The organism is Streptomyces longisporus (genome assembly GCF_039532765.1).
Classification (GTDB): Bacteria; Actinomycetota; Actinomycetes; order Streptomycetales; family Streptomycetaceae; genus Streptomyces; species Streptomyces longisporus.
This window is the reverse complement of sequence record NZ_BAAASG010000040.1, coordinates 98,924-110,451: the sequence shown is the minus strand read 5'-3', so window position 1 is coordinate 110,451 and position 11,528 is coordinate 98,924. Positions and strand designations below refer to the sequence as shown.

The window sequence follows — 11,528 nt, the reverse complement described above, 5'->3', positions numbered from 1 at the left end:
ATCCACCGAGCAGGTTTGGCCAACCACCAGATCACGGGTGACCGTTTTCAAGAAGCGCCATCACACTCCCTGCGTCGCGTCGGTTTGCGGCCAGTAGCACCCCATCATTGCGGGGGTTGGGGTTGGAGCCCTGCCGGGCCCGAGGGAGGCCCCGGCAGGGCACAGCATCCGCACCCCCGCCGACTTCGACGCCGCGCTCGCCGCCGCCTACGAACGCGCCGGCGCACCGCCGCGGCGCGTTCTGCAGGAGCGCGCCACCACCGACACCGCCGAGGGGGCCCTGCTGCTGCCGCTGACCACCCTGTGGCGCATCACCCGCCGCGAGGCCCGGCCCGTGACCTGGCATCAGTGCGAGGCCTTCCTGCGCGGCTGCGGCATCCACCCCCTCCGCATGGGCCCATGGCCGGAAGCCTGGCAGCGCATCCACACCACCACCCGCGCCGAGCAACCCGAACCCGCACCCGCCGGCCGATAGGCCGTCCGCAGCTCCTGGCGGACACGGGCGGCTCGGCCCGGGCTCGTCAGGCCGCTCTCCGACGGTTCCGGATGGCAGCTATGGGACAAGTCGGCCGCGGACGAGCCGTACGCCCTCGCAGACCGGCCCGGGCAGCGGGAGGCCGTGGCGGCTCCCGCCGTCAGCCGCCTCTACGCCGACCTCGACCCCACCGACCAGCACACGGTCCTCACCGCCGGCCTCACCCACCTCTACGCCGCCCGGGGCCGCGCCCGCCGCAACGGCACCGCCCCCGACACCAGCGGTGGCGCGCCATCTACAAGGCCGCGTTCGATCAGGCGTCGGGGGCCGAGCATGCTGACGAGGTGACCAAGGACTTCTCGTACAGCCGCGGTGAGGCCGAGGCACTGATCGGGATCGCTGCCAGCCTCCTGCGCGCTGCCCGGGCTCCGGGCATCTGAACGCGCCTCACTCCCGGGCCGGGTATTGCGCCACCGGCCCGCGGATCAAGTTACGACGACCGGCGCGATCTGGCGGGCGGCCGTTAGCCGCGGGATCGAGTTGGAGTCCACCATGTGTACGCGGATCACAGACTAGGAGAATCACCGTGGACGACGCACCAGACCTGCGATTCGCGCTGCGCTATCGCCGGACCAGCCTCATCGAGAAGACGCTACTCAAAGAGTCGTCTGCCAGGCGGAAGTCGTTTTCCGCGGCTCTACAGCAGTTCGAAGAACAGATAGAGGCGGCGAGGATCGTTACGTCAGCGACCAGGCCGATCAACCTCTACTACGGGCTAGTTCAGGCTGGCCTCGCTATCACAGCGGCCCACACCCCGGGGAACTGGAGCTTCAGTAAGCATGGCTTGAAGGTCCTGGACATGCAGCCGGACCTTCCTAACATCACGGTCCGTCCCGACGGAGACGGTGCCTTCCAATTCGTCGCCAGGGCCACCGGATCCGAGCAGTTGGCAGACACTGCGAGCTTCGGGGCGCTGTGGGCATCGCTTCCAGGCCTGTGCGAGTTCCCGCTCGCGGGCGCGACCTCACCCGTGGCCCTGGAGCTCTACAGGGAGAGATACGCCGAGGGCCCGGAGCACGGTCCAGCGCACTTTCGCGCCGAGATCGCCGTGAACACCGACATGCCCGAACAAGCCGACAGGGAGAGTTGGTTCCGCACCGCCATGGCCCACTACCCGGCCATGGCGAACGCGCGGCTCTGGGGCGGCAGCGACACCGCATTCAGGGAGGCCCGGAAAGACCGCTTCCTTGTGGACGTCGGGGTGCCCGTGCCGCATGGAAAACCAGCACAAGACGTCTCCGAGGAGGAGATTGAGGCGTTCTTCGACAAGCTGGCCCCCCAGCACCGGTTCGAGGGCGAGCGGTACCTGCGCCCTCCGATCGGCCCAGAGCAGACGCCTCCTCCGTCCCCTCTGATGACGTGGTGGCTCTTGCTGTACACGTTCTCGATGATCTCTCGGTACCAGCCCCGCAAGTGGACAGAGATCCTTGACCTGGACAAGTCCCCCAACGCGGCCGTGGTCCAGCACGCGTTGGAGATCGCCTTGGACGTGCTCCCCCACCTGGTCCTGGAGGCATTGGACAAGGAGCCGATGCTCTTCCGGCGGCCGCTGCGCCTCTGAGCGCCCTGATGACCGGGCGTCCGGTCATCGTTCCGGGTCGGAGCCTTCATGTCCGAACCTGTATAGGAGCGGCTCCAGTTCGGCGTCAGCGCCGCAGAGGCTGCACAGCCTCACGCTGGCCTTCTCTGCGGCGTTCAGCGCCTGGTCGACTGTGAGGGCCGGGGCGCCCTGCGGGGCTTCATTGCAGTCAGGGACGTGTAGGACACCCCGGTCCGGGCCGTGTCGGCGGTCCAGTGTCTGCAGCACCCACCCTGTAGGTCGGCGCGGTCCGAGGATCTTCCGCTCCATCGGCTGTCTCGGGAGGCTCGTGGTGGGGACGTCGTCGTACGAGACGCCGGCGACCGGTTCGACATGGGCGGCGGGCGCCTCCACCCACACCGTGTACCAGGCGGGCTCTACACGGCCGTCAGCACTGTTCTGCCAGGCCGGGACGGAGACGCGGTACAAACCGGCCAGCGGCGCGGCCTCGCGCCCGGGCAGCACGTCGATCGGGTGATGGCGTTCGACGTCTGTGATCAGCGTGGCGTACGAGTGCCCCTTGCGCGTGGCGAAATCGTCGACCCCGAGCACGCGCGGCGTGCTGAACATCGGATCGGGCAGGGCCACGGCGGCCTCCAGCAGGGCCCGGGCGTGCCAGCGGACCTCGGTGTCGTACCCGGGACCGGGCGCGGTAGGGATGACCAGGCGCGCGGCCAGGAGCAGGGCGTCGGGCTGCGCGGGTGGCCGGCGACCCGCTCGGCGACGTCGCCGGCCTCGGCCAGAAGCTGTGTCACATCTTCATCTTTGCAGGTCATAGGGCATGGAGGATGGTGGAGACCTGGTTTGCCGTTCGGTTGGACGTCGTTGCCGTCGCCGTTCCGAACGGCGACGGCAACATCCTGACCGCCAGGCAACGGCGAGGGTGCTCGGCAACGCCTTCGTCTGGCGGCGAGGCCAGCCAGGCGGCGGGACATGAGAGCTGACGGCAGCGAGCCACCACACCTACAGCACCGCGGCCCCACATCGGCGTCCACGGCAACGACCATCCGCGGCTGGGGCACCCCGTCCCGGCCCGTGCGGTCACGTACGCACGTGTGCCCACCTGCGTCAGCGGGGGGCGTATTCGAGGTATAGCGGTGTAGCCAGTAGCCAGCGTTCGTGATTGCCGCCCGGAGCGTTGCCAACGGCCAGGACACGGGCGTGACCGGCGAGTTTCGTCGGCGGCATCCAGCGAATGATGTTGCGGTGTTGTCGCGCGTCGCTGCCGCACAGCCAGCCGACCGAGGTACCCACGTTGCTGTACTCGACGTCGTCCGGGTCCGGCAAGGTGCCCACGGCTCCCCCTCCTGGAAGCTCGCGCAGGTGCCGGAATTCCTCGCGCAAGGCCTCCATGTAGAAGTGTCCGGGGTCGTAGCACTGCTGTGGGGTCGGTTCTGGCTGCCTTCGGTCAAGGATGTGGTAGCCCGAGGCAAGCAGTGCCAGGGGTGGGAGCTCCGCGGCTGCAAAGTACACAAGGTTGTACCTCTCAATGGCGGGGTCCCTCGCGCTGGATGCCCGGCCGTAGAGGAAGACCTCGTCCAGCCTGATCCAGTCCCCGACCCGCAGGTCCACGTCATGGCGGGACCGCTCGCCGTGCTTCTCCTCGATCATGTCGATAACCGCGTCGAGAGCCTCGAAGGGGGATACCTCGATGCCGAGGACGGCCAGAGAGCAGCACTACGAGCGGGCCGGCCATTGGCCGACGAAGGGGCGTGCCCCCTGCCGGGGGCCGCACGCGGGGTGAGGGCCGGCTCCCTTCCGGGACCCTCGCCGGACGAGCGCGGGCCCGGGGCCCGCTGGCCCCGGAGCAGGTGGGCCCCCAGCACCGTCCTTGCGGTGCGGGAGCCATGCGGGGCCGGATCCGGTCGGGTGCGGGAGACGGAGCCGTACGGCGGCGCAGGCGGAGGGGTGAGCATGCGCTGGGGCCCGGAACGTGGTGTGCCGGGCCCCAGCGGGCAGGGCGTGCGCCAACACGGCCTGCGGGGTGTCCTGATGCGCCAAGGTGCGACCCGTACGGCTCAGGAGCGCCGCCGGCGGGGAACCGGTCGGCGGATGCCACGCATCATGAAGGAGTCCCTCGTCCCGGGGCAAGCAGGTCTGGAACACGGATGACCACCATCGTGGCTGACCGTAGCCAAAGCGGGGCTGGAATTGCCGGTCGTGACGCGGCAGATCCGTATCAGGCCTCCAGGGCCCAAGCCCGGCGTTCACGGCTCGAAGTCCGTTGTTGGAACAGCGCCGACCATCTGCAGGACATTCAGGACAATCGGGGGAGGCGGTACGGCGCGGCACCGTGGCATGCTCTGGCGCACCGGCCCCGCGCACGGGCAGCGCCAACTGCTCGCGGATGCCGGTCACTTGCGACCCGTCCGTCTTCGGCGGCCCGCTCCCCGTGTGCGGGCGGGCCCGCCCCGTGTCCCAGGAGTGCCCCCGTGCCTCAGCTCACCCCTCTGCCCGTGCCCGCCGAGGCCCCCTGCGTTCCCGGCCGCCCCCGCACGGGAGCGCAGGTCGCCGGTGTCGTCGCGTTTCCCGTGATCGGCGGCGTCCTCGCCGTGACCGGCATGCCAGTCGGCGACGTCCTCGCCCTCGTCAGCGGCTGCGGCGTGATCGGCGCCGCGTCCGTCACCGCATGCGGCCGCCTCGCCGGCAGGCCCGTGGCCGGCCGTCTCGCCGCCTCGCTCGCAGCGGCCGCCGTCCGCGTGGCACGTGAGCCGAGGCCGTGACCGTACGCAGCGGCAGGCCGCCCGCCCGGGAACGGATCGCCCTCGGCGTCTTCCTCCACTCGCTGCGCTGGGTCAACGGTGGCCCAGGCTGGGCCGAACTGGCCCGGCGTACGGGCCTGTCGGTGTCCACCCTCCAGCGCACCGCCCGCCGCACCGGCCCGGTACCGCGCGAGGAGAACGTGATCGCCTACGTCCAAGGGATCACCGACGACCCACGGGCCGTCACCGACGTCATGCGGCTGTGGCGCCGGGCACGGATCGAGGAACGCGGCCGGCTGCGCACCCTCGCCGCCCCCGCGCCCGCCTACGTGCGCAACGAGGCCGACCTCCTGGCCGCGCTCGCCGCCGCCTACGAAAAAGACGGCGCCCCACCCCTGCGGACCCTCCAACGCCGCGCCGGACGCGCCGGCGACGACGTGTTCGTCCTCCCCCTCGCCAACGCCTCCCGCATCGTCAACCGCATACGCCTGCCCACCGACCAACGCCAGTACGAAGCCTTCCTCACCGGCTGCAACATCCCCCACCGCGCCCTCGGCCCCTGGCGCGAAGCATGGCACCGCGCCCACACCACACACCCCGCCACCACCCGGCCCGCCACGACCGACAGCCGGCACCCACACCCGTAACACCACCCCTCCCCCGCCACAGCGGGCGGCCGGGCCGCCGTGCGAGCGTGAGCGCCGGCCCGGCGGCACCCCACGACGGGGCCGCCCCGGCGGGCCGCCCAACGGCCGCACCACGTCCAGCTCCTCGGGGCCGACAGCAAGTCCGGCCCGGACCGCCCGGCCAACCATCGGCGCCCGGGCGGCCCGGGTCGGCTCACCCGTTTTCCGAGTGGTGCTTCAGGCAGTGCTGGACGGCCATGGTGTACAGCTGCTCGTAGGTGAAGGGCCGGGACCGGCCTCCGGCCCGCCGCACCGCCTCCCCAGCGATCGTCGTGCACGCGGGCGACGGGCGACGAGCAGCACTTCGAGCGGCCCGGCCGTTGACCGGCGATGAGGCGTGCCCCCTGTCGGGGGCCGCGTGGGGGTGAGGGCCGGGTCCCTTCCGGGACCCTCCCCGGTCGGGTGCAGGAGCCGGGGCCGTTGGCCCCGGAACGGGCCGCCCGGTCACCGTGGGGTCGGGCAGGAGCGGCGCGAATTCGGTGTCTGCGAAGGCCCGTTGCAGAGCGCTGCGGAAGTCGCCGGAAAAATCTTGCCGGACCACTGGACGCTTTGGGGCCCGCCGGCGGCATCCCTTGTGTAGAGCAGTGCGCTGGCGAAGGATCGCGGGAGGGGCCGGATGCGCAACCAACGGGCAGAAGTACAGAGCGGGAGGTGGGGTACAGGATGACGATCACCTCCGAGCCTGTCTGCTCCCAGCCGGTCTGCCGTCGCACGGATCCTGAGCCCGACTGCCGCACCTGTCCCTGGGCGCTGTCTGTGATACCCGCGATGGACACCGGCGTGAGGCTGGGGTTTCTTCCGCAGGGGCTGGTGGACTTCCACGACGTTCACCGCGTGGTGTTCCTGAAGTACGCGCGCAGCCGCGGCATCACCCGTGACGAGGCCGAAGACGTGGTCAGCCGGACCTTCCTGCAGCTGTACCGGGCCGGGGAGTTGTTTCTGTCGGCGGACAACCGGCCGGCGTTCGGCTTCAAGGTCCTGCGGGACGTGCTGGTGGACCACTTCCGGGCAGCGGACCGCAGGCCCAGGGCCCTGCCGCTGACGGCCATGGACGAGCGGCCGGCCACGGACGGGGGCATCAGCGAACTGATCTGCCGCCTCGATGTGGAGAAGGCGCTGGAACGGCTGGCGCCGCAGCAGGCCGACTGCCTGCGCCTCCACCTCTTCTTGGACCTGTCGCCCACACAGATCTGCTTCTACCTCGGCATCAAGCGTTCCACGGTGTCCTCGCACCTGGCCGCCGGACGGCAGCGGCTGGCGGAACACCTGGCGAACTACCGCCCGTCCCCCTCCCGCCGCGGAAAGGAGCAGCACGCATGAACATCGACGAGCTGGCACAGGCAGCCCGTGCTGCCCTGAACGAGGAGTACGCCGGCTACGACACGGCCACCGGCCGTGCCCGGCTGGAGGACGATGCCAGCGGTGAAGCAGCCACCGCCGACGCCTGCGCCACCCAGGCCCCGGCCGACGCCGCGCCCCCGCCCACGCGTTTGTCCGTCTGGATGTGGGTCACCGACTGGAGCAGCCAGGCAGCCTGCCGCACCACTGACCCGGACGAGCGGTTCGTCCAGGGCGCCGCGCAGAACACGGCGAAGGCCGTCTGCCAGGGGTGCCCGGTGCGGACCGAATGTCTGGGGGACGCCCTGGACAATCGGATCGAGTTCGGCGTCTGGGGAGGCATGACCGAACGCGAGCGGCGCGCACTGCTGCGCCGCCGCCCGACCGTGACCTCCTGGCGCCGGATGCTGGAGACCGCGCGCGGGGAGTACGAGCGCGGCGCGGGAAGCCTGCCGACCGAGGACGAGGACCTCACCGCCATCTTCGACCAGGCCATGTAGAAGGCGGGCGCGGCGCCCTGCCGCGCCCGCGAGCCACCTCCGCAAGCCCGGCGTTCCACGCGGCCGGGCCGCTCCGACCTGCCGCCACACACCCGACCAGAAGGCCGCCGGTCAAAGCCCGGCACCCCTGCCCCCACACGCTACCGACCCCCGTGAGGAACGACTGCGATGACCGAGCTCGCCATCACCCCCGGCCTTCTGCTCACCCTCATGGTGTCGGCGCTCGCCGCTATCGCCGTCTACCTCGACACCAAACGGCGCAGCAGCGACATCCCCCCGCGCGGGGACCTGTACATGGCGATCACGGCAGCCGCGGCCGTCGCAGCCGTCCTCGTAAGCCTCGGACTCACCTCCATACCACCCAGCCCCGCCCAGACACCCGCCGTCGCCCCGGCACCCGCCTGCCCCTCCCCACCCGGTCGCTGCGGTTGACGTACCGTGTCGTCGACGACGTCGCGCCGGTCATGGCGACCGCCGTCCGCACTCAGTACGCGTCGCCTGTCGACTGCTGCTCACACCGCTGGGATCAATGCCCCAGCCAGGTACCGAACTCTGCGAAGAACGCGGACGCCCTGGCCGGCCCCTCCGCCAGCTCCGGCGTCGCATCAACGGCGCCGCCCGCTAGCCTCCGCATGTGACCACCACTGCCGCCGAATACGACCTGGCCCTGCCGCGCAAACGCGTCGCCGCCGGCATCCTCTTCTTCGACGAACACGACCGCGTCCTGCTCGTCGACCCCATCTACAAAACTCCCTGGGAAATCCCCGGCGGAGCCGTCGAACCCGATGAAGCACCCCGCGCCGGCGCTCGCCGTGAGCTGAAGGAAGAGCTCGGCCTCGATCTCGAGCCTGGCCGCCTCCTCGGCGTCGACTGGACCCCGCCCCGCCCCGACCGCAGCGAAGGCATCGTCTTCTTCTTCAACGGAGGCCACCTCACCGCCGAGCAACACGCCGCGATCCAGCTCCAGCCTGACGAACTCCGCGCCTACGCCTACGTACCCCTCGACGAGATCGACCGGCGGCTCATCCCCCTACTCACCCGCCGCGTCCACGCCAGCGCCCAGGCGCGCGCGCAGGGCACCACCGCCTACCTCGAAAACGGCAACCCCACCTGAACACCCCCGCTCAGCAGGAGCGGGGGCGCAGCGGATGACCGCCAACCGCACGCCCCCTGCCGGGGGCTTCGAACGCAGTGCAGGCCGGGCCCCCGAATGCCTGTGCGGAAACCTTGGATCGCGGCAATCGTCAGTCTGGGCGCGCCCGATCCCTCAGAACGTCCATGCGGTCCAGGAGCTCTCCCAGAAGTTCGGCACGCCACTGCTCGAGCTCCCGTATCTGGCGGGTCAAGTCTTCGATTTGGTTGTTCAAGTAGTCGATGGCGTCGGGCTCCAGGGTCTCGCGCTGCTCGTACTGCTGTGCCACGAAGCGGATTTCCCGGTCGATCTCACGCAGGCCGTCCATCCTTCGGCCTGCCTTTCGTTCAGGTTGCCCGTCCTGCCGCTGCGGCCACCTGGCGTCGACTGTGGTCGGTGACATCGCAAAGTACAGCCCGTCGGCTGCGGCGGCGTCCGCCGCTCGTGTCGCATCCGTCCATGTCGAATCCAGAGCAGTGAGGAGCTCTTCGACGTTGAGCGGTTGCCCGTTCTCCATCGTGCGAACGGCCTCCGACCGGAGCGTCAGAGCCGCGCGCGTGGTGCTGCGCAAGGCGATGAGGCGGTCAAGCTCCGCCGTGTCCCGAGCAAGCCGGCGTGTGCGTTTTTCGTCCTTGTGTTGGAGGAGCGGTGCCGTGATTGCGGCACCTGCTCCTAGCAAGGCTCCGCCGAGCGCCCCGACCAGCCCGTAGAGGGCCGCGCTGTCCGCCATGAGGGCCATGCTCCCGGAGCTGGAGTCTCCTGACCAGAGCAGCGACTGCCCCCGCTTACCTCATCCTCAAGGCTCGACAAAAGGGACGCTCCTCATGCCAGCGGCCCGGAGTTGGCGCCATCGCGGCCTCCAGATCGGCATGTTGCGGGGAGGGTATTCACTGCGTCCCGGGTGACGCTCGTGGCGAGGAGCTCAAGTGCAGGTTGTTGGCGACGTTCTCCAGTGCGTCAGTCATGCAAGCTCAACGACTGGCCGGTGAGAGCGTCGCGCCGATAGCTCGGTGATCAGAGGCTTCTTCAATGGCACTGACCAAGCCCTCCGGGGCCAGTGCGACACCGAGGCCGTCGGCCGTCGTGCCCACCTGCGTTCTCGCTGCGCGTTGGCGACCATGACGGGCTGGGCATGGAGAGTCTGTCGACTCCCTGCCGATGAACGGCAGGAGCACGAGAGAGGGAGGGGTATGCAGGCCATCAGCCCGACCGGCTACGCAGCGCTCTACCGGAATAAGGCACGCCGAGTCGTGGAGTCATGGGATCCGGAAGGGCATCCTCAGGTTGTCCAAGGGGACCGTCTCGTCAACGCGCACACCATCGAAGGCTTCGCAGGCCTCACCCAGTGCCCCCGCACCAGAGACGTGATTCCTGGCGGCCAATGGGTCCAAGAATGGTGCCTGACACAAGAGAAAGAGTCTCCGGAAGCAGTGTGGTCAATCCCCGTCGTCGCCTGGATCATCAGGAGCGACGGCGAAGCCGAGCCCGTAATCCCACAGGACGTGTGGCCGGAAAAGGACTACAAGGGGCAGGAGATCGACTGGGACAACTCCGGCATGTCAGCAGTACGCACCGTGCCGATGACGCACCCCACGATGGGCTGGCGCCCCTACCTCGAAAACAGCACACCCACCTAACCACCCCGCCCAGCAGCGGCGGCGCAGTGCACGGACGGGCGCCGGAGGGCCCGGCCGCTTGGGTAGGGCCGACCGATCGAGGCGTTGGACACCAGCGCAGACGCGCCCGCGTTGCGTCGAGCCCCGCTGCGCGGCCGGCCTCGACCAGGGCCGCCCGCGCTGCGGGTCCTGCGGTGGATGGCCGGGCCTCGGTAGGCCCGGCCGCTCTGGATCAGCCCCGGGGCAGCAGCATCAGCCGCTTGTGGGCCTTGGACTTCATGTCGTCGTCGGAGCCTTCGAGGGCGGCGGTTGCGCGGGCGATCTCCTCGGTCATGCTCTGGCCGGGGCGGCGGGGGGCGACGTGGTCGAGGTAGCCGGTGATGGCGCGCTCTGCGGCGTAGGCGGTGCGGCCGACCCGTTCGGTCTCGGTGGCGAACACCTCGTCGAGGGCGCTGAGTCGTACGGCGTGGTTGGTGCGAGTCCGCTTGGAAGCGTCGTCGTCGAGGGGCCACAGGTCAGCGATGGCCTTGTGGAAGTCGTCGATGGCGATGTCCGTGCGGGCCAGTGCCGTCTCCTCGGCGGCGAAGTGGTCGAAGTACTGGACGGACAGGCCGAGGGTTCGGCGGGCTTCCTTGATCTGGTTCGTGGCTCCGGCCGTGTGGCGCACCGCCCAGCGTGAGACCGCGTCGCGCACGGCGAAGCGCTCGGTGTTGGCGCAGACCGGCCGCCAGGGCGTTACAACGCACTGGAACTGCCCTTGCCCGCTGTGGTCGTTCATCACGGCGACGTACGGGACGACGACGTCGTTGATGCCCTCGGCGTCGACGGTGACGGACTCGGGGAGCCTGATCGAGATGAACACGCGGCGCCCGCCCCGGATCACACCGGCGGACTCCCAGACCACGTCGAAGCGCCCCACGAGTTCCTGGAGGAACTCGAAGCCCTGCCGGTTCTGGATCGGCTGATAGCGGCGGCCGACGGCGCCGAGCGCGGCGCCGGTGTCTTCGCGGATGGTGTGGAACTGGTCGGCGTGTTCGCGCAGTTCGCCGTCCCACTGGTACAGGGCGGGGACGGTGGTGACGGTGAAGTCGAGCCCGCCTTCGCGGAGCACGGTGTCGATGTCTGTGGTTCCGCCGGGGATGATCTGGCCCAGTCCGTGCCAGGCCGGAGACGATGCGTACAGGGCGATCGTGCCGTCCGCGCGCTCGTCGAGGCCGTGGTTCGCGAGGATCGCGTCGATCTCACCTTCGGCGTTGCGGGAGAGGGTGAACACTTCGCCCCGGTCCCAGCCGGTCAGAACCTCGTACTGGTCGCTGCCGAGCAGGCGGATTTCGCCCCGGTCGATGCGGGCCTGGAAGGTGCGCTCACGGTTGCGCGCGGCGTCGATCTGTCGGGCCTTCTCGTCGGCGAAGGCGGTGTTCACGTCGGTGATGGTCACGG

At 70.0% G+C, this 11,528-nt stretch carries 14 protein-coding genes and 1 pseudogene; 10 read left to right on the top strand and 5 right to left on the bottom strand.

Annotated features, from left to right (window positions below; all coding sequences use genetic code 11):
* Positions 1 to 334: 334 nt before the first annotated feature.
* From ABD355_RS44445 to ABD355_RS44435, 3 genes are all read left to right on the top strand, one after another.
* A complete protein-coding gene (locus tag ABD355_RS44445) occupies positions 335 to 475 on the top strand; it encodes a hypothetical protein (RefSeq protein WP_344407156.1) in 141 nt (46 codons plus the stop codon).
* A 144-nt stretch (positions 476 to 619) separates the two neighbouring features.
* Positions 620 to 823 carry a hypothetical protein gene (locus ABD355_RS44440; protein ID WP_344407155.1) on the top strand — a complete coding sequence of 68 codons (204 nt, stop codon included), beginning with the start codon at positions 620 to 622 and terminating at the stop codon, positions 821 to 823.
* 238 nt (positions 824 to 1,061) lie between these two features.
* Complete coding sequence (locus ABD355_RS44435) at positions 1,062 to 2,096, top strand: YaaC family protein (protein ID WP_344407154.1); 1,035 nt, start codon at positions 1,062 to 1,064, stop codon at positions 2,094 to 2,096.
* A gap of 24 nt (positions 2,097 to 2,120) precedes the next feature.
* On the opposite strand, the gene ABD355_RS44430 is transcribed toward ABD355_RS44435, so the two are convergent.
* The 3 genes and pseudogenes from ABD355_RS44430 to ABD355_RS44420 form a co-directional block, all read right to left on the bottom strand.
* The gene (locus ABD355_RS44430; RefSeq protein ID WP_344407161.1) at positions 2,121 to 2,543 is read right to left on the bottom strand and encodes a DUF6233 domain-containing protein; all 423 of its coding nucleotides are present in this window, start codon (positions 2,541 to 2,543) and stop codon (positions 2,121 to 2,123) included.
* Positions 2,544 to 2,549: 6 nt separating this feature from the next.
* A pseudogene (locus ABD355_RS44425) lies at positions 2,550 to 2,687 on the bottom strand (transposase); the annotation flags it as partial.
* A gap of 495 nt (positions 2,688 to 3,182) precedes the next feature.
* Positions 3,183 to 3,767, bottom strand: coding sequence for an SAVMC3_10250 family protein (locus ABD355_RS44420; RefSeq protein WP_344407159.1), 585 nt, complete (start codon positions 3,765 to 3,767; stop codon positions 3,183 to 3,185).
* A 779-nt stretch (positions 3,768 to 4,546) separates the two neighbouring features.
* On the opposite strand from ABD355_RS44420, the gene ABD355_RS44415 reads away from it, so the two are divergent.
* The 6 genes from ABD355_RS44415 (at position 4,547) to ABD355_RS44390 (ending at position 8,454) form a co-directional block, all read left to right on the top strand.
* On the top strand, positions 4,547 to 4,837 hold the full coding sequence (locus ABD355_RS44415) for a hypothetical protein (RefSeq protein WP_344407152.1): 291 nt from the start codon (positions 4,547 to 4,549) through the stop codon (positions 4,835 to 4,837).
* Positions 4,834 to 5,463, top strand: coding sequence for a hypothetical protein (locus tag ABD355_RS44410; protein WP_344407150.1), 630 nt, complete (start codon positions 4,834 to 4,836; stop codon positions 5,461 to 5,463). The genes ABD355_RS44415 and ABD355_RS44410 overlap by 4 nt, the downstream gene beginning before the upstream one ends.
* An 807-nt stretch (positions 5,464 to 6,270) precedes the next feature.
* A complete protein-coding gene (locus ABD355_RS44405; protein WP_344407148.1) occupies positions 6,271 to 6,822 on the top strand; it encodes an RNA polymerase sigma factor in 552 nt (183 codons plus the stop codon).
* A gap of 182 nt (positions 6,823 to 7,004) precedes the next feature.
* Positions 7,005 to 7,340, top strand: coding sequence for a WhiB family transcriptional regulator (locus tag ABD355_RS44400; protein WP_344407158.1), 336 nt, complete (start codon positions 7,005 to 7,007; stop codon positions 7,338 to 7,340).
* Positions 7,341 to 7,508: 168 nt separating this feature from the next.
* Entirely contained in the window at positions 7,509 to 7,772 is a 264-nt protein-coding gene (locus ABD355_RS44395) for a hypothetical protein (RefSeq protein ID WP_344407146.1), read from the top strand.
* A gap of 202 nt (positions 7,773 to 7,974) precedes the next feature.
* Positions 7,975 to 8,454, top strand: a complete 480-nt coding sequence (locus tag ABD355_RS44390; RefSeq protein WP_344407144.1) for an NUDIX domain-containing protein — start codon at positions 7,975 to 7,977, stop codon at positions 8,452 to 8,454.
* A 130-nt stretch (positions 8,455 to 8,584) separates the two neighbouring features.
* Here ABD355_RS44390 and ABD355_RS44385 read toward each other — a convergent pair whose 3' ends face one another.
* Positions 8,585 to 9,202: a hypothetical protein gene (locus ABD355_RS44385; RefSeq protein WP_344407143.1), complete on the bottom strand. Its 618-nt coding sequence runs from the start codon at positions 9,200 to 9,202 to the stop codon at positions 8,585 to 8,587.
* A 460-nt stretch (positions 9,203 to 9,662) separates the two neighbouring features.
* On the opposite strand from ABD355_RS44385, the gene ABD355_RS44380 reads away from it, so the two are divergent.
* Positions 9,663 to 10,109, top strand: a complete 447-nt coding sequence (locus tag ABD355_RS44380) for a hypothetical protein (protein ID WP_344407142.1) — start codon at positions 9,663 to 9,665, stop codon at positions 10,107 to 10,109.
* Positions 10,110 to 10,320: 211 nt separating this feature from the next.
* Here the strand turns inward: ABD355_RS44380 and ABD355_RS44375 are convergent, their stop codons facing one another.
* Positions 10,321 to 11,526, bottom strand: coding sequence for a DUF932 domain-containing protein (locus ABD355_RS44375; RefSeq protein WP_344407141.1), 1,206 nt, complete (start codon positions 11,524 to 11,526; stop codon positions 10,321 to 10,323).
* Between the last annotated feature and the right edge of the window lie 2 nt (positions 11,527 to 11,528).